This window comes from Desulfocurvus sp. (assembly GCF_023230885.1).
Taxonomy (GTDB): domain Bacteria; phylum Desulfobacterota; class Desulfovibrionia; order Desulfovibrionales; family Desulfovibrionaceae; genus Desulfocurvus.
In genome coordinates, this window is the sequence record NZ_JALNWM010000063.1 from 1 (window position 1) to 15,269 (window position 15,269).

The 15,269-nt window shown below is 70.0% G+C and carries 20 protein-coding genes and 1 pseudogene; all 21 read right to left on the bottom strand.

The features are described 5' to 3' along the window. Nucleotides 1-358: 358 nt before the first annotated feature. Nucleotides 359-1,402, bottom strand: a complete 1,044-nt coding sequence (gene sctU / locus M0P34_RS06280) for a type III secretion system export apparatus subunit SctU (RefSeq protein WP_291497527.1) — start codon at nt 1,400-1,402, stop codon at nt 359-361. A 15-nt stretch (nt 1,403-1,417) separates the two neighbouring features. Further along, nucleotides 1,418-2,269, bottom strand: a complete 852-nt coding sequence (gene sctT / locus M0P34_RS06285) for a type III secretion system export apparatus subunit SctT (RefSeq protein WP_291497530.1) — start codon at nt 2,267-2,269, stop codon at nt 1,418-1,420. Nucleotides 2,270-2,279: 10 nt separating this feature from the next. Further along, on the bottom strand, nt 2,280-2,546 hold the full coding sequence (sctS, locus tag M0P34_RS06290; RefSeq protein ID WP_291497532.1) for a type III secretion system export apparatus subunit SctS: 267 nt from the start codon (nt 2,544-2,546) through the stop codon (nt 2,280-2,282). A gap of 10 nt (nt 2,547-2,556) precedes the next feature. Then, entirely contained in the window at nt 2,557-4,650 is a 2,094-nt protein-coding gene (sctV, locus tag M0P34_RS06295; protein ID WP_291497533.1) for a type III secretion system export apparatus subunit SctV, read from the bottom strand. After that, nucleotides 4,647-4,985, bottom strand: a complete 339-nt coding sequence (locus tag M0P34_RS06300) for a tetratricopeptide repeat protein (RefSeq protein WP_291497535.1) — start codon at nt 4,983-4,985, stop codon at nt 4,647-4,649. Before M0P34_RS06300 ends, sctV begins: the two co-directional genes overlap by 4 nt. A 3-nt stretch (nt 4,986-4,988) precedes the next feature. Next, a complete protein-coding gene (locus tag M0P34_RS06305; RefSeq protein WP_291497537.1) occupies nt 4,989-5,351 on the bottom strand; it encodes a hypothetical protein in 363 nt (120 codons plus the stop codon). Nucleotides 5,352-5,358: 7 nt separating this feature from the next. Further along, nucleotides 5,359-5,724 (bottom strand): CesT family type III secretion system chaperone, encoded by a 366-nt coding sequence (locus M0P34_RS06310; protein ID WP_291497539.1) that lies wholly within the window; start codon nt 5,722-5,724, stop codon nt 5,359-5,361. A 5-nt stretch (nt 5,725-5,729) separates the two neighbouring features. After that, the gene (sctW, locus tag M0P34_RS06315) at nt 5,730-6,812 is read right to left on the bottom strand and encodes a type III secretion system gatekeeper subunit SctW (protein WP_291497542.1); all 1,083 of its coding nucleotides are present in this window, start codon (nt 6,810-6,812) and stop codon (nt 5,730-5,732) included. Between the two features lie 28 nt (nt 6,813-6,840). Further along, a complete protein-coding gene (sctR, locus tag M0P34_RS06320) occupies nt 6,841-7,491 on the bottom strand; it encodes a type III secretion system export apparatus subunit SctR (RefSeq protein ID WP_291497544.1) in 651 nt (216 codons plus the stop codon). Between the two features lie 11 nt (nt 7,492-7,502). Next, nucleotides 7,503-8,531 (bottom strand): type III secretion system cytoplasmic ring protein SctQ, encoded by a 1,029-nt coding sequence (gene sctQ, locus M0P34_RS06325; protein ID WP_291497546.1) that lies wholly within the window; start codon nt 8,529-8,531, stop codon nt 7,503-7,505. An 18-nt stretch (nt 8,532-8,549) separates the two neighbouring features. Next, nucleotides 8,550-9,095 (bottom strand): type III secretion HpaP family protein, encoded by a 546-nt coding sequence (locus M0P34_RS06330; RefSeq protein WP_291497548.1) that lies wholly within the window; start codon nt 9,093-9,095, stop codon nt 8,550-8,552. Next, a complete protein-coding gene (locus tag M0P34_RS06335; RefSeq protein WP_291497550.1) occupies nt 9,092-9,586 on the bottom strand; it encodes a YscO family type III secretion system apparatus protein in 495 nt (164 codons plus the stop codon). Before M0P34_RS06335 ends, M0P34_RS06330 begins: the two co-directional genes overlap by 4 nt. Beyond that, entirely contained in the window at nt 9,583-10,902 is a 1,320-nt protein-coding gene (gene sctN, locus M0P34_RS06340; RefSeq protein WP_291497552.1) for a type III secretion system ATPase SctN, read from the bottom strand. Before sctN ends, M0P34_RS06335 begins: the two co-directional genes overlap by 4 nt. 6 nt (nt 10,903-10,908) lie before the next feature. Beyond that, nucleotides 10,909-11,526 carry an HrpE/YscL family type III secretion apparatus protein gene (locus tag M0P34_RS06345; RefSeq protein WP_291497554.1) on the bottom strand — a complete coding sequence of 206 codons (618 nt, stop codon included), beginning with the start codon at nt 11,524-11,526 and terminating at the stop codon, nt 10,909-10,911. Beyond that, the gene (locus M0P34_RS06350; RefSeq protein ID WP_291497556.1) at nt 11,505-12,173 is read right to left on the bottom strand and encodes a sulfate adenylyltransferase; all 669 of its coding nucleotides are present in this window, start codon (nt 12,171-12,173) and stop codon (nt 11,505-11,507) included. The genes M0P34_RS06345 and M0P34_RS06350 overlap by 22 nt, the downstream gene beginning before the upstream one ends. Then, complete coding sequence (gene sctJ / locus M0P34_RS06355; protein WP_291497558.1) at nt 12,166-12,963, bottom strand: type III secretion system inner membrane ring lipoprotein SctJ; 798 nt, start codon at nt 12,961-12,963, stop codon at nt 12,166-12,168. The genes M0P34_RS06350 and sctJ overlap by 8 nt, the downstream gene beginning before the upstream one ends. A gap of 59 nt (nt 12,964-13,022) precedes the next feature. After that, nucleotides 13,023-13,406: a hypothetical protein gene (locus tag M0P34_RS06360; RefSeq protein ID WP_291497560.1), complete on the bottom strand. Its 384-nt coding sequence runs from the start codon at nt 13,404-13,406 to the stop codon at nt 13,023-13,025. A gap of 18 nt (nt 13,407-13,424) precedes the next feature. Next, a complete protein-coding gene (locus M0P34_RS06365; protein WP_291497562.1) occupies nt 13,425-13,793 on the bottom strand; it encodes a tetratricopeptide repeat protein in 369 nt (122 codons plus the stop codon). Nucleotides 13,794-13,874: 81 nt separating this feature from the next. After that, on the bottom strand, nt 13,875-14,123 hold the full coding sequence (locus tag M0P34_RS06370; protein WP_291497564.1) for an EscF/YscF/HrpA family type III secretion system needle major subunit: 249 nt from the start codon (nt 14,121-14,123) through the stop codon (nt 13,875-13,877). 31 nt (nt 14,124-14,154) lie between these two features. After that, on the bottom strand, nt 14,155-14,382 hold the full coding sequence (locus tag M0P34_RS06375) for a hypothetical protein (RefSeq protein WP_291497566.1): 228 nt from the start codon (nt 14,380-14,382) through the stop codon (nt 14,155-14,157). Further along, nucleotides 14,379-15,269: pseudogene (locus M0P34_RS06380) on the bottom strand (hypothetical protein); the annotation flags it as partial. The gene M0P34_RS06375 and the pseudogene M0P34_RS06380, both read right to left, overlap by 4 nt.

A 15,269-nucleotide genomic window follows, 5' to 3' on the forward strand; every position in this document is an offset into this window, starting at 1 on the left:
CCCCGCCCGCCCCGAGCCCCCAGCCCGGCGCGTGTCCCCCCTGCCCTTCAGCCTGTCCCCGGCGCCGGTCTTCCCCCCAAGCCTGTCCCCGGCGCTTCCCTCCAGTCCTCAGCCTGTCCCGCTCCGCCCTTTCCCCCCCGCCCTCCCGACCCGCAATGGCGCGGCGTTTCGCCGCGCCATTGCGGGTCGGCGTGCGGGGTCCAGGGGCCGTTGGCCCCTGGCGGGTGCAGGGCGGAGCCCTGCCCGCCGGAGGCGCCTTGGCCGCCGCCGCTGTCTGCGGTCCTGTCCTGTCTGGAGTGGCCCGGGGTGGCCTGTCTGGAGTGGCCCGGGGTGGCCTGGGGGGGCGGCGCGGGCTGGCCTAGTCGTCTTTTTTCAGCGCCAGGGCCCAGCGCAGGACTTCGGCCACGGGGCGCACGAGGTCGCCGGGGATGTAGGCGTGCTCCTGGGCGTCGGCGTAGAGGCTGCGGGCCAGGGGCACGTTGCGCATGATGGGGATGTTTTCTTCCTTGGCGGCGGCGATCATGCGTTGGGCGGTGGGGCCTTCGCCTTTGGCCAGGACGATGGGCAGGGGGGTTTCGCCTTCCTCGTAGTAGATGGCGATGGCCAGGTGGGTGGGGTTGGTGATGAGCACGGTGGCCTTGCGGGTGCTTTGTGCGGCGCCGCTGCTCAGGAGTTCCTGGTGCAGGCGTTTGCGCATGGCCTTGACCTCGGCGTTGCCTTCCATTTCCTTGTACTCCCGCTTGACCTCGTCCTTGCTCATCATGAGCTGCTTGTTGTGTTGCCAGCGCTGGAACAGGTAGTCCAGGGCGGCGATGACGACCATGACGGCGACCACGGCCACGGCGATGTCCCACAGCAGGGCGCCCAAGGCGGCGTAGGCGCCGCCCAGGCCGACGCGGGGTATGGATTGCAGGGGGATGAGCGAGTTTTTGACGGCGACCCAGACGGCCACGGCGATGGCCACGACCTTGATGCAGCTTTTGAGGAACTCCACGAGGCCCTTGATGGAGAAGACCTTCTTGAACCATTGTTTCGGGCTCAGGTTTTCGAGCTTTGGGATGAGGGCCTTGGGGGTGACGAGCACGCCGACCTGGGCGAGGTTGCAGACAAGGCCCAGGGCCATGACCAGGACGACGACGGGCAGCACGACGCGCGCGATATCGGCCAGCACGGCGAGCATGGTGGGGTAGAAGATGTCGTCGAAGGGGCTGTTCATGACCTTGAGGGGGATGTGGAAGAGGTCGACCAGGGCGGCGTAGAAATAGTCCCACAGGCCGAAGAGCACGGCGAAGAGGGCGGCGGTGGTGGCCATTGCCGGGATTTCCTGGCTTTTGGCGACCTGGCCTTCCTCGCGCGCGTCGCGCAGGCGTTTGGAGGTTGGTTGTTCTGTTTTTTCGCTCATGGCGGTGCCGTGGTTCTAGCCGCCCGGCAGCAGGGCGGCGAAGGGCTGGCCGAAGGCCTTGTCCAGGGTTGTGTGCAGGGTGGGGATGTTGGCCATCAGTTCGAGCAGCAGGTAGCACAGGGGGAAGAAGTAGAGGAAGAGCAGCACGGCGGTTATGGCGCTCTTCACGCCCATGGACAGGACGAAGACGTTGAGCTGCTGGGCGAAGCGGTTGATGAGCCCGAGGCAGAAGTCGCTCAGGAAGCAGACGATGACCAGCGGGGCGGCCAGGAGCACCACATAGAGGAAGAGGATGCCGAACTGCCTGGCGAAGAGCAGGGGGAAGGCGAGGTCTGCGGGCCAGGGCAGCAGCTCGCCCACGGGCCACAGGACGTAGGTGCTGAAGAGCATGCCCAGGAAGGCGACAAAGCCGCCGCCGGTGTAGAAGAGGAAGACCATGGCCTGGAACAACAGCGAGCCGGTGGGGGAGGTCTGGTCCTGGGACATGGGGTCGCTCATCTGGGCCGAGGAGCCGCCGCGCTGGTTGTCGATGAAGAACCCGGCGGACTCCACGGCCCAGAACATGATGCTGACCAGGTAGCCCAGGGCCAGGCCGATGAAGATTTCCTTGGCCATGAGGGCGATGATGAACAGGGTTGTTTCGTCGGGGGTGCGCGCGGCGCCGATCTGCTCGAAGGTGGGCAGCAGGGGGAAGAGGAACGCGGCCAGGGGCAGGGCCAGGGTCATGCGCAGGGCGCCGGTGACCACGCCGCCGCCCAGGAAGGGCACCACGGTGAACAGGGCGACGATGCGCGGCAGGCCCAGGGTGATGGCCGTGAGCAGGTTCTCCATGCCCACGTCGCGCAGGAAGGCGGCCAGCCCGTTCATGGCGTTCCGGTCAGCGGATGATGCTGTTGAAGTTGGTGAATATCTCGTTGCCGTAGGCCAGCAGTTCGCCGCCGAACCAGCCCGCCATGACCAGGATGGTCAGGGACACGGCGATGAGCTTGACGCCGAAGCTCAGGGTCTGCTCCTGGAGCTGGGTCACGGCCTGGATGAGGCTCAGGAGCAGGCCGACCACGGAGCCGACCACGATGGGCGGCAGGGAGAGCATCAGCACGAGGTACAGCGCCCGGGAGGTATAGTTCAATGCGGCCTGGTCCATGGGGCTCCTCCTAGAAGCGGATGCGGCCAATGGGGTGTACGGAAACCTCGGGGGTCAGCTCCTGGTAGGAGACCACGGCGAGGTCGTAGAAGTCCTTTTCGATGAGCTTGCGCAGGTAGCGGCGGATGTCCATGGATGCCAGGACCACGGGGAGCTGCCTGCGCTTGCTGTAGTCGCCTGCGGCCTTGCCCAGGGCGGCGATGATTTTCTTGGCCTTTTCGGGGTCCAGGGCGAGGAAGGCGCCGGCCGAGGTCTGGCGGATGGACTTGCGGATTTCCTCCTCCACGGTGGGGTCGAGCAGGACCACGGCCAGCAGGTTGGTGCCGCCGGTGTACTTGAAGCTGATCTGGCGGCGCAGGGCGGCGCGCACATATTCGGTGAGCTGGACGATGTCCTTCTCCTTGGGCGCCCATTCGACGATGGCCTCGAAGATGGCCCGCAGGTTGCGGATGGAGACGCTTTCCTGCACCAGCCGCTGGAGGATTTCGCCGGTCTTCTGCACGGGGAGCAGGCGCGCGGCCTCGCGCACCAGCTCGGGAAACTGTTCCTCCATTTTGTCCATGAGGTATTTCGTCTCTTGCAGGCCGAGGAACTCCGAGGCGTTGCGCGCCAGGACCACCGAGGCGTGGTAGGTCAGGATGCGCGAGTGGGCCATGGTCGAGAATCCGGCCTGCTCCAGCTTGGGCACGGCGGATTCGGGCACCCAGACCGAGGGCACGTCGGGCAGGAAGTCGTCGGTGCGCTCCACGTCCACCCCGAGCATTTGCAGGGTTTTCTCGCTTTCGCGGGCGATGACCTTGCCGGGCACGAGGCGGCCCTGGGTCACGGGGATCTCGTGCAGCAGCAGGGTGTAGGAGTAGGAGGGCATGGTTTCGCTGGGGCGGATGGTGATGCCCGGGAAGGGCACGCCCAGGTCGTAGTAGAGCACCCGGCGCAGGGTGATGATCTCGTCGTTCAGGTCCTCGAAGCGCAGGGAGCCGCCCAGGTCGGCGGCCACGTCGAGCAGCAGGGGCACTGTGGGCGCGAATTCGTCGCGCACCTGGCGCTGCTTGCGTTTGCGCGGCGAGACGGTGGGGGCCAGGGTCTTCTGGAGTTCCTGGCCCTGGTCGATGGCCACGGGCATGGAGCCCATGCGTCCCAGCACGAAGCCCACGCCGCTGATGATCAGCGCCAGGGTCATCATCTGCGGCTTGGGGAAGCCGGGGATGAGGGCGGCCAGGAAGAGCAGCCCGCCCGCGATGAGCAGGGCCTTGGGCTGGTCGAAGATCTGTTCGCCCATCTGGCTGCCCAGGTGCTCGGTGTCGTCGCCGGAGGTGCGGGTGATGAGGATGCCCGCGCCGATGGAGATGAGCAGGGACGGAATCTGGGAGACGAGCCCGTCGCCGATGGTCAGCACGCCGTATTTCTGCAGGGCGTCGCCAGCCTTCATGCCCATCTGGGTGATGCCGATGGTGATGCCGCCCAGGATGTTGACCACGGTGATGATCATGCCCGCGATGCTGTCGCCCTTGACGAATTTCATGGCGCCGTCCATGGCGCCGTACATCTGGCTTTCCTGGGCCAGGCGGTCGCGCCTGCGCTGGGCTTCGGCCTGGTCGATGGCTCCGGCGCGCAGGTCGGCGTCGATGCTCATCTGCTTGCCGGGCATGGCGTCCAGGGAGAAGCGCGCGCCCACCTCGGCCACGCGCTCGGAGCCCTTGGCGATGACCAGGAACTGGACGATGGTGATGATGAGGAAGACCACGGCGCCGACCACGAAGTTGCCTTCGACCACGAAGGTGCCGAAGGTTTCGATGATCTGGCCCGCGTCGCCCTGGAGCAGGATGAGCCGGGTGGTGGTGATGTTCAGCGCCAGGCGGAAGAGGGTGGTGAACAGCAGCACCGTGGGGAAGACCGAGAAGTCCAGGGCCGTGCCCACATACATGGCCATCATGAGCACGATGAAGGAGATGCCGATGTTGAGGGACAGCAGGGTGTCCACCAGCGGGGTCGGCATGGGGATGATCATCAGCCCGATGATGGCCACCAGGAAGGCGGCCAGGGTCAGGTCGTTGTTGCGGGTGAGGAAGTCCACCGCGCGCTGGGCTGTCCGGGCGAAGCTCATCGTTGTGCCCCCACGAGGTAGAGGTATTCGTCCAGGGCGCCGCGGCTTTCGCTCTCGCGGCCCACATGCCACAGGGCCTTGGCCTTGAGCAGCAGCAGGGGCGCGTCGGCGGTGCCGGTCATGGGGCCGCTGGTGTAGGGCGCAAGCAGCGCCAGCGCCCGCTCGTATTGTTCTTCGAGCAGGGCGACGCCCGCGAGGTATTTGCCGGTGCGATCCTCGCCGGGGCAGGCGCGGGCCAGGGCGTCCAGGATGGTCCTGGCGCGGGCGGTGTCGCCCAGGCGGACGTAGAGGTACACGAGCATGAACAGCGCGTCGCGCTGGGCGCGGGTCAGCATGGCCTAGCCCCCCACCACCAGCGAGCAGTACATGCGCAGCAGGTCGTTGTCGTCGGTGAACTCCTTGAGCATGGCGTCCAGGGCGGGGTCGCCGGTGGCGGCGTGGAGCTTTTCCAGGCCCTGCTCCACGGCGCGCGCGAAGCGTTCTGGCGAGGCGGTGTCGGGGTCCTCGGGGGTCACGCGCAGGTAGTCGTCGAGCATGCTTTCCAGGTTGTCGCCGTCGTAGATGCCCAGATCTTCGCGGGCCTTGGCGGCGCGCAGGGCGGGCGAGAGCCGGCCGCGCTTGAGGGCCAGGGGCTCCTGGCGCGGGGCGCCCACGCCGGTGATGCCCACCGAGGGGGTGAAGAGGGATACCTTTCCAGACATGCGGGTTCTACGCTCCGGTCTTGTCCAGGGTTTCGAAGAGATAGGGCACGACCTGGGCCAGGTGCCCGGCGGCCAGCTGGTGCTTTTCCAGCCGGGCGCAGGCCACGAGCACGTCGTCGCGCAGCAGGCCCACGCGCAGGCCGTGGCGCGGCTGGGCGCTTTCGTGGCACAGGGCCAGCCCCCGGGCCAGGGCCTCGGCCACATGGCCGGACACCCGCCGCGCCAGGCTGACCAGCAGTGCGTCGTCGCGGCGCTCCAGGAACAGGGAGCCGCTCTCGCCCACGTTCAGGGTGCACAGCCCGTTGGCGTCCAGGTCCAGTCCGCCCAGGCCGAGCTGCCTGCCCAGGTCGTCCACCGCCTTGCGAATGTGCATACGGGCTAGTCCTCGTAGAGCTGCGCCTCGGCGGCTATGGCGTCGTCCAGGGCCATCTGGACGGCGTCGATGATGCCCAGCCGGCCGCTCTCGTCGCGAAAAAGGTTCACGGGCAGGGCCCGGGCGGTCTGCTGGAGGTCCTGGAAAAAGAGGATGCGCTGTTCCAGGTCGTCCACGCCCAGGGCCGAGGCCAGGTTTTCCATGTCGAAGGCGCCCACGAAGGGCGTGTCGCGCAGGGCGAGCATCTCCTTGAGCAGCCCGGTGGAGGAGAGCCCGGGCTGGATGCCGTGGGCTGTCCGCAGGCGGTCCAGCAGGCCCTTGCAGCTGCCGTGCAGCCCGCGCAGCAGGCGCACGGCCTCCAGGTCCTTGGCCACGCTTTCCAGCAGGGCCTTGTCGGTCTGCGAGGTGGTGGCGGCCAGGGTGTCGCCCAGGGTCCTGGTCAGGAAGTCTAGGGCCTCGTCCACATGGGCGTCGCCGAAGTCGGCCACCACGCGCTCGAAGATCTCCACGGGCGAGGCGGCGTCGAGCACGGCCCCGGCATAGAGGTCCTTGAGGGCGTCGGGCGAGCCCAGGCCGCCGAACTCCAGGGCCCGGACCCCGGCGTCCAGCCGGGCCTGGAGCTGCATGCCGAATTCGTCCTCCAGCTGGGCCTGGGCCTCGGCGAAGACCTCCTCCATGCCCAGCTCCTTCCCGGCGGCGAACAGGGCCGAGGCCATGTCGCCGGGGTCGGAGAAAAACTGCCTGGCCGTGGCCAGGGCGGTGCGCGGGTCCAGGTTGGCGGTGTTCCGCAGGGCGGCGACGAAGGCGTCCAGGTGCTGGCGCTTGCCCTGCTTGTCCATCAGCTCCAGGTACTTCTCGATCTGCTCCACGCGCGCGGTGTCCGGGCCAAGGGGCTTCAGCTTGCGGGCCTCCAGGCGCGTCTCCTCGCGCTCGGACTTGGCGAATCCGGCCTCCTCGGCGGCGTTGGCCACCAGGGACATGGCGTCGGCCCTGGACACGGCCTGGCCCATGAGCGAGCCCTTGGGCGCGTCCTGGGCGAGGCCCGGGGCGTCCTGGCGGATGAGTCCAGCTATCTGGCCGATATCCATCGCGTTTCCTTCCTTGCCGGGCTTGTCCCTACATGTAGCTGAGCAGCAGGCCCTGGCAGATCTTGAGCCAGCCGTCCAGGGTCACGAACAGCAGCAGCTTGAACGGCAGCGAGATGGTCATGGGCGAGACCATCATCATGCCCATGGCCAGCAGGATGTTGGAGATGATCAGGTCGATGGCCACGAAGGGCAGATAGAGCAGAAAGCCGATCTGGAAGGCCTTGGTCAGCTCGGAGATGGTGAACGACGGGATGAGGATCAGGAAGTTGTCCTCGCGGATGTTCTCCTGCTGGTCCGCCGGCCAGACCTGGCGCGCCGTGCGCACGAACAGGGTGCGGATGCGCTTTTCGGTGTTGCGGAACAGGAACGACTGCATGGGCCCCGAGGCGTTGCCCACCACCTCCATGAGCTGTCCGGGCGAGGCGTTGGGCGGCAGGGTCTGGGCCATGAGCAGGTCGCGCGTTTGCAGGGCGGTGGGCGCCATGATGAACACGCTGAGCACGATGGCCAGCCCGTTGAGGGCCGCGGCGGGGGGAATCTGCTGCACGCCCAGGGCGTTGCGCACCAGCGAGATGACCACCACGATCTTGACGTAGGAGGTGATCATCATGATCGCGAACGGCGCAATGCCGATGGTGACCATGATGAAGATCAGCGTGACCGGGTTGAACTGCTCCATGAGTGGGGGTCCTAGGGCTTGTGCCCGTCCAGCTCGGTGATCTGCACGCCCAGGGTCTCGCCCACGCTGACGATGCGCCCGGAGCCCAGCCTGTGCCCGTTGCCCAGGATGGCCACGGGCACCTCGGGGCCCAGGGCCTTGGGCAGGGGCAGGGTCTGGCCCTGGCCCAGGGCCGCCAGCTCGTCCACGGTCATGCGCATCCGGCCGATCTCGAAGACCACGTCGATGCCGATGGCTCCCAGGCCGCCCTTGGGGGCGTCGGCCGCCTTTTCCGCCGTCTTGTCCGTTTCGCTCATGCTCGACTCGCTTTGCTTGACGATGGTCCAGGGCCGGTCGTCGCCGTCCGGCCAGGGTGCGCGCACCCGCAGGGGCGCCGCGAAAAGGTGGACGCAGCCCGAGGCGGGGTGCCAGCGCTCGGGCAGCAGCACGTCGCCGGGGGCCAGGGTGCGCAGTTCGGCCAGGGTCAGGGTCATGCCCCCGGCCTCGATGGACAGGTCCACGGGCAGGTTGCCCAGTGGACGGCTGGCCCGGGGCCGGGCGGCCAGGGCGCGCTCCACGGTGGCCAGGGCCGGTTCGTCCAGGGGCGCGAGCACCCAGCCGCGCACCTCGCGGCCCTCGGGGCCGCTGGCGGCGAACTCCAGGCAGCAGGCCGGGCCCTGGGGCGCCTCGTCGGGGGCGCACAGCCGTGCGGGCTGCCCGGCCAGGGCCTCCAGCCGGGCCAGCAGCCCGCCCAGGCGCGCCTCGGCCACGCCCCACAGCACGGCCTCGGGCAGGGCCTCGCGGTCGATGTCGTCAGGCAGGCCCAGGGCGTCCAGCAGGGCCGGGGTGCGCCCCAGGGCCAGGCGCCAGACCGACTCGCCCGCGCGCGCCGCCAGGACGGGCGCCGCGCCGGGGGCGCCGGGGCGCGGCGTCAGGGCCACGCGCCAGGGCGCGCCGCCGATATCCAGGTCGAACCCGCCCGGGTGCCCGGCCAGGGCGTCCAGCAGGCGGCACTCGCGCGCGGACAGCGCGGGCGGCACATAGGCGACGGCTTCCACCACGGTTCCTCTCCTGTCCTCTTATGCCTTGCGCACGAAAACGATTTCCAGCAGCACCCGGCCCTGGCAGGCCCCCTGGAGGCGGCGGCCCAGGGCGTCCTTGGCCTCCAGGAGCACGGCGTGGGAGGCCGCGTCGCCGGTGAGCACCCGCACCTCCACGCCCTCGGGCGTGCGCCGCAGGTGGACCTGCGTGTCGGCCAGCACGCTGCGGCGCAGGTAGATGCGCACTTCCTCGTCGTCCGAAAAGTCCTTGTCCGTGACCAGCACCCGTTCGGCCACCAGGTCGGCCAGCTCCTCGGGGTCGGCCTCGTCGCGGGGCCGCCGGTCCCCCGAGCCCCCGGCGTCGGCGTCGGCCGCGTCGGCGCTGCCGGGCTCCCCGGGCCTGGGCGTGGCCTGGGCCGCGGCCCGCCCCTGCAGGGAGAACAGGCTCGACAGCCCCGGACTCTCCACCGGCCCGGCCAGGGCCGCGCGCATGGCGTGCACGTCGGCGGGGTCGGCCGTGGGGCCGGGCCCCCCGGGGCCGGCCTGGGGCGGGGCGCCGCCCACGGGCTTGACGGCGTCGCTCACGCGGCCTCCCGGGCGCCCAGGCCCTGGGGCGGGGCGGGATGGAAGTCCTCAAGCTCCACCTCCTCCCGGCGCTCGGCCTCCTTGTTGGCCAGCACCTGCCAGCGCGCGCGGTGCTCCTCGATCTTCAGGGTCGCGCGCTGGGCCTCCAGCAGCCGGGTCTTGGCCCGGGCCAGGGCCTCCTCGCAGTCCTGCACATGCTTGCGCGCGCGCAGGATGCGCTCCAGGAAGGCGGCTTCGCGCCCGCGGATGGCGCACAGCCCGCGCTTGAATTCGTCCACGTCCTCCAGGGTCATGTCGCGGCCCATGATCTCCTCGTAGCGCCGCTCCTCCTCCCCGGCGAGCCAGGCCAGGAATTCCTCGTGCAGCCGTTTGGCCTCGCGCAGGTCGCGCCGGGCCTCGGCCAGCCGGGCCTCGGCGGCGCAGAGCGCGGCCAGGGCCTTGTCCTGGCGCAGGGCGCGCACGCGCAGCAGCACGGCCAGGGGGTAGCTCATCGGGCGACCTCCACCAGGGCGGCCAGGGTCTGCTCGAAGGTGCTGGTCTCGCCCATGCCCTGGCGCAGGAAGCGGTTCACGGCGTCGATGCGCGCCAGGGCGTCGTCGGCGTCCTTGTCCGAGCCCTTCTCGTATTCGCCGATCTGGACCAGGATCTCCAGCTCGCTGTATTTGGCCAGCACCTTGCGCACCTTCTGGGCGGCGGCCTTGTGCTCCTTGGAGACGATGGAGTTCATCACGCGGCTGACGCTGGCCTGCACGTCGATGGCCGGGTAGTGGTTGGCCGCGGCCAGCTTGCGCGAGAGCACGATGTGCCCGTCGAGGATGGAGCGCGTCTCGTCGGCGATGGGCTCGGTCATGTCGTCGCCCTCCACCAGCACGGTGTACAGCGCGGTGATGGAGCCCCGGTCTGAGTTGCCCGCGCGTTCCATGAGCTTGGGCAGGCTGGAGAACACCGAGGGCGGGAAGCCGCGCCGGGTGGGCGGCTCACCGGCCGCCAGGCCGATCTCGCGCAGGGCGCGGCCAAAGCGGGTCACCGAGTCCATGAGCATGAGCACGCGCTTGCCCTGGGCGCGGAAATATTCGGCGATGGCCGTGGCCGAGTAGGCCGCCTTGAGCCGCTCCATGGACGAGCGGTCGGAAGTGGAGACCACGACCACGGCGCGCTTGCGGCCCTCGGGCCCGAGATCGTGCTCCAGGAATTCGCGCACCTCGCGGCCGCGTTCGCCGATGAGCGCCAGCACGCACACGTCGGCGTCGGTGCCCTTGATGATGCACGAGAGCAGCGTGCTCTTGCCGCCGCCCGCCGCCGCGAAGATGCCCATGCGCTGGCCTTCGCCGCAGGTGAGCATGCCGTCGAGCACGCGCAGGCCCAGGGAGATGGGCTTGTCGATGATGCGGCGCTCCATAGGGTTGGGCGGGTCGGCGTAGACGGGATAGAAGGCCCGGGGGCGCAGGGGCGGGCCGCCGTCGATGGGCTCGCCCAGCCCGTTGAGCACGCGGCCCAGCAGGTCGTCGCCCACGGGTACGGAATGGATCTCCCCGGTGGGGATGACCTCCGTGGCCGGGGAGATGCCCTGCAACTCGCCAAGGGGCGTGAGCAGGGCCACCTGCTTGCTGAAGCCGACCACCTCGGCCTTGAGCTCCCAGTTTTCCCACGGGTTGCGCAGGACGCACAGCTCGCCGACCTTGACCCCCGGCACCGTGGCCCGGATGATGGTGCCCACCACCTGCTCCACGCGTCCGCGCACCTCCACGGTGTTCGCGTCGGCCAGTGCCTTTTCCAGCAGGGTGGTGATGTAGTCGAAGGTGGACATGGGCCCCTACCGCGCGATGCGCTTTTCCATGACCCGCCTGAGGGCCGCCAGTTGTGTCTCGACACCGGCGTCCACGACGCCCATCTCGCTTTCCACGAGGCAATCGTTCTTCTTCAGCCGCGAGTCGGCCACCACGTCGAGCAGGCGGATGCCCGCGAAGTGGCGCAACAGCTCGGAGGAGGACGCCTCCACCGCCGGGGCCTGCTCGGGGCACACGCGCACCACCACGCGCCGCTCGTTGCGCGCGATGGCCAGCCCGCTTCTGACCACGCGCAGGATCAGGTCCTTGTCGTCCATTTCGCCCACGATGCGCTCCAGGGCGTCGGTGACGATGCGCACCACCGAGTGCTCCAGCTTTTCGAAGAAGTCCAGGGACTGGGCGGCCACCTCGAAGATTTTCTCGGCGTGCTCCAGGCGGCCCTCCTCCAGGCCCTGTTCGTAGCCCCGGGCCTTCTGGGCCTCGAAGATCTCGTGGGCCTCGGCGGTGATGCGTTCGTAGAGGGCGCGGGCCTCCTCCAGCAGCGCGTTGGCCTCGGCCATGCGCGCATAATCTGCGGCCTTGACGATCTTCGTGCCCGGCGCGGGGACGAAGGCTTGCTTTTTCAGAAGAAACACGGAGCCCACGACGGCGCGACCTCCTTGGTCAGCAGCTTTTTCAGGCCGAACCACGTCAGGCGCTCCACGGCACGGTCGCCGGGGGCCTGGGCATTGGCGTCCACAAGCCCCGGGAAGCGCCGCGCGGCCAGCTCGCGCAGGGGGCGGGGCCAGCGCCCGGCGCAGGCGTCCAGGGCCTCGCGCCCGTGCAGGCGCACCCGCTCGGCCAGGGGCCGCTCGCCGTGGCGGGCCAGGAAATGGGCGCGCACCTCGCCCAGGTGGAAGGCGCCGCGGCCCAGGGCATAGCCCAGGATATCCGGGCCCAGGGCGGCCTCCAGGGCCTGGCGCTCGGCGCGCAGCACCACCCCGGCCAGGGCCCGGGCGTTCACCGCGGCCCCGAAGTGCAGGGCCAGGGCTTCCAGGGTCGGCGGGTCGAGCAGGGCCAGGCGCCGCGACTCCTCCTCGAAGGCCCAGAAGCGGCGGCCCGGGTCGGCCATGCGCGCCAGGGCGGCCCGGCCCCGGGGGCAGGCCCGCAGGAGCCCGGCCACGCCGGGGGCCAGGGCCCCGGGCTCGGGCGCGGCGGCGTTGAAACGCCAAATGGCCCCGAGCAGCTCGGGGCGCGTGGCGGCCAGCTCGCGATAGAAGCCCCGCCCGGCGTCGCCGCCCGGGTCAGCCATTGTCGTCCTCGGCGGCCGCGCTCTGGGCGGCCTTGCGCTGCCTGTAGCGCTCCAAGGCCCAGCAGCCGCCAAAGCCCGCCAGCAGCCCGGCGCCGAGCACCGTCAGCACCCACAGCAGGAAATTGCCCGCGGCATAGGGCGCGATGTCCACGCCCATGAGCCTGCGGTATTCCGGGGGCGGGGGCATGATGATCGTCTCCGCCGCCGGGTAGAGGAACACCGAGACGTTGTCGTACTTCAGGTTCGGCACGGAGTTGGCCATCAGCTTGCGGATGTGCGGCACATACTGCTCCACCGAGGAGCCGGGCATGAAGCGGATGAAGGCCGCGGCCGCGGCCGGGGTCACTGCCTCGGTCACGGGGTCCTGCTCCTGGAGCACCACATGGACCCGCGAGTCGAGCACCCCGTCGATCTTGGAGCAGGTGTCGGCCAGCTCCTGGGCCAGGGCGTAGCTGAGCCGCGCCGATTCCTCCAGGGGCGAGGACATCATGCCCTCCTTGGGGAACATGCTGCCCAGGGTGTCGTAGTGGGGCTGGGGCAGGCCCTGGCGGCGCAGGATCTCCAGGGCGTTGACCACCTGGGCCTCGTCCACGCGCACGGTGAACAGGCCTTTGCCCTCGGAGGACTTGTCGGCCAGGATGCCGCGCTTGAGCAGCGCCGCGAGGACCTCGTTGGCCTCGCGCTCGGCCAGGCCCTGGTAGAGCGGCTGCATGCAGCCGCCCAGGGTCAGCACCAGAAGCACCAGGGCGAGGAGGCGCGCGATCCGCCGCGTTGCAGAAAACTGTTTCACGTCTGCGGTCCTGTGCGGGGAGCGGCGCGGGCCCGTGCCGCTCCCGTTGGGGTGCGTCGTCATTCGGCGGACTTGACCAGGGTGCCCAGGCCCTGGTTCATGGCCGAGACCACCGAGGTGTTCCGCTGGGCCTCGAAGGAGGCCATGCATGCCGCCACCTGGATGCGGAACAGGTCCGCGTGGGCCAGGTCGTCCTGGCCCAGCAGGCTGGCGATGGTCGGGTCGGCGCCGGGGGCCTCGGCCTTTGCGGGGGCCAGGGCCTCCCCTGCGGGCCGGATCGCCGGGGCGCCCTCCGGGGCCTGGGGGCCGTGCAGGGCGGCCCGGAAATCCGCCACTGCCGCCGGGTCCGGCGCGGCCAGGGGCGCGGCGGGGGCCAGGGCTCCGGCCGCTTCCGGGGCCTGGGCCAGCTTCGACGCGGCCTGGGCAAGGGCGCTGATGTCCATGACCCGCCTCCCGCGTGCCTAGAGCACGTCCTTGAGCATGGCCTCGGCCAGGGCCACGGCCTGGGGGTTCTCCCCGTCGCGCACCACGGCCTCCAGGGTCCTGCGCGCCTCGTCGGCCTCGCCGGCGAGATGGTAGACCACCCCGAGGTGGGCCAGGGCGAACTCGTTGCCCGGATCGGCGGCCAGCACGTCGCCCAGGCACTGGTGGGCCTTGTCGAAGTCGTTGACCACATAGTGGTTTACCGCCCGGCAGATCCTGACTTCCGGGCTGTCGGGCCAGATCCGTTCCAGGCCGTCCAGGATGGCCCGGGCCTCGCCGGGGAATCCGCCGGACGACGCCGCGAAGGCGATGTCCAGCAGGCGCTTGCATTCAACCGTAGAGAGCATGTCGCCTCCAAGAGGGGTTGGGCGGCCCGGGGGCGGCGGTGGGGCGCCCCCGGGTCGGGGTTGCTCGCCGGGCCGGGATCATCAGCCGCCGGCGCGCTGGGCCAGGGTCTTGGCCGTGTCGGTCAGGCCCTTGGTCACGGAGGAGGTGGCCTCCACCATGGCGTTGTAGTTGCCCATGTCGAACTGGAGCTGGAGCATCTTCATGGGGTCGAGGTCGCCGTCCTTGAGGGCGGACTGGATGCTCGTCTTCAGGGTGGTGGCCCGGGCCGAGAGCTGGTCGGTCATCTGGTTGAACGATTCGCTGATGGTCATGTTCGTGGTGATAGCCATTGCAGCCTCCTGTGCGTGTCGCCGTGTTTGCCTAGTTGTTGAAACGTTCCCACATGCGGTCCACCGCCGTGCGCGCGGCCTCGACGGACTGGCCCAGGGCGCCGAGCAGGGCGGCCTCGGCCGGGGCCACGCCCGCGTCCAGGGTCCGCTTCAGGCCCGCCTGCATCCGGACCAGTTCCTCCTGCAGGCGCGCGCGGCCCTGCCCCGAGGGGTCGTCGCGCAGCAGATCCTGCGTGAAATCCTTGAGTTCTTCGCTCATTGATCCCTCCTTTCGAAGACCCGGGTGACGACCTTTCCGTCGCGTTCCACCACGAGCTTTTCGGCGGTGATTTCCCGGATTATGAAGCCGCCGGGCAACCGGCCGCCGGTGAAGTATTTCTGGCCGTCCTTCATGGATATGAACGGCACCGGCTCAAGTGTCACGCCCACGATGGTCAGTCCGCCAAGGATGTCCTCGGGGGCCTCGTCCTTGTCCTGCACATCAGCAAAGCCCATGCCAGAGCCGAATTGCCTGTAATCCCTGGTCGCGGCGTCGTCGTCCTGGGGGCTGGCGCCAGCGGTGCTGCCGTCGCCGCCAATTTCGGTGGCATCGTCGGGCACCTGGATCAGGGCGCCGTCGGCGGCGCGGGCCGGCCGGCCATCGGCCCCGGTCATGATCCGGGGCGCCTCGGGGCGGCCCTGCTCGTCGCGGATCATCCGGCCCTGTGCGTCCATGCGCGGGGCCACCACCAGGGGGGCGCCGTCCTCGCCGCGCACCGCGCGGCCCTGGGCATCGCGCGCCACCACGGTGGGCACCAGGGCGCCTTGCGCGTCGCGCACCGCGCGCCCCTGCTCGTCGCGCAGGGGGCCGAGCAGCACGGGCGCGCCGCCATCGTCGCGGATCACGTCGCCCCGGGCGTCGCGGGCCACGGTGGGGAACACGGGGGTGCCCTGGTCGTCGCGCAGCACCTCGCCCTGTTCGTCGCGCAGGGCCTGGACCACCAGGGGCCGCTCGTCGGCGTCCCGGACGGGGGTGTTGTCGGGTTCGAGGATCACGGCCGCCGGACCCTCGCGGAACATGTCGTCGCGCCCGGGCACGAGAACGCCCTTGGAGTTGCGCAGGGTTTCGCCCCCGCGCTCCAGCAGGGGGCGGCCCGCCTCGTCGCG

Bases quoted from the DNA above. Each gene is read 5' to 3' on its own strand.
- sctU (WP_291497527.1), bottom strand. From the start codon at position 1,402: ATGAGCGAAAAAACAGAACAACCAACCTCCAAACGCCTGCGCGACGCG.
- sctT (WP_291497530.1), bottom strand. From the start codon at position 2,269: ATGAACGGGCTGGCCGCCTTCCTGCGCGACGTGGGCATGGAGAACCTG.
- sctS (WP_291497532.1), bottom strand. From the start codon at position 2,546: ATGGACCAGGCCGCATTGAACTATACCTCCCGGGCGCTGTACCTCGTG.
- sctV (WP_291497533.1), bottom strand. From the start codon at position 4,650: ATGAGCTTCGCCCGGACAGCCCAGCGCGCGGTGGACTTCCTCACCCGC.
- M0P34_RS06300 (WP_291497535.1), bottom strand. From the start codon at position 4,985: ATGCTGACCCGCGCCCAGCGCGACGCGCTGTTCATGCTCGTGTACCTC.
- M0P34_RS06305 (WP_291497537.1), bottom strand. From the start codon at position 5,351: ATGTCTGGAAAGGTATCCCTCTTCACCCCCTCGGTGGGCATCACCGGC.
- M0P34_RS06310 (WP_291497539.1), bottom strand. From the start codon at position 5,724: ATGCACATTCGCAAGGCGGTGGACGACCTGGGCAGGCAGCTCGGCCTG.
- sctW (WP_291497542.1), bottom strand. From the start codon at position 6,812: ATGGATATCGGCCAGATAGCTGGACTCATCCGCCAGGACGCCCCGGGC.
- sctR (WP_291497544.1), bottom strand. From the start codon at position 7,491: ATGGAGCAGTTCAACCCGGTCACGCTGATCTTCATCATGGTCACCATC.
- M0P34_RS06335 (WP_291497550.1), bottom strand. From the start codon at position 9,586: ATGAGCTACCCCCTGGCCGTGCTGCTGCGCGTGCGCGCCCTGCGCCAG.
- sctN (WP_291497552.1), bottom strand. From the start codon at position 10,902: ATGTCCACCTTCGACTACATCACCACCCTGCTGGAAAAGGCACTGGCC.
- M0P34_RS06350 (WP_291497556.1), bottom strand. From the start codon at position 12,173: ATGGCTGACCCGGGCGGCGACGCCGGGCGGGGCTTCTATCGCGAGCTG.
- M0P34_RS06360 (WP_291497560.1), bottom strand. From the start codon at position 13,406: ATGGACATCAGCGCCCTTGCCCAGGCCGCGTCGAAGCTGGCCCAGGCC.
- M0P34_RS06365 (WP_291497562.1), bottom strand. From the start codon at position 13,793: ATGCTCTCTACGGTTGAATGCAAGCGCCTGCTGGACATCGCCTTCGCG.
- M0P34_RS06370 (WP_291497564.1), bottom strand. From the start codon at position 14,123: ATGGCTATCACCACGAACATGACCATCAGCGAATCGTTCAACCAGATG.
- M0P34_RS06375 (WP_291497566.1), bottom strand. From the start codon at position 14,382: ATGAGCGAAGAACTCAAGGATTTCACGCAGGATCTGCTGCGCGACGAC.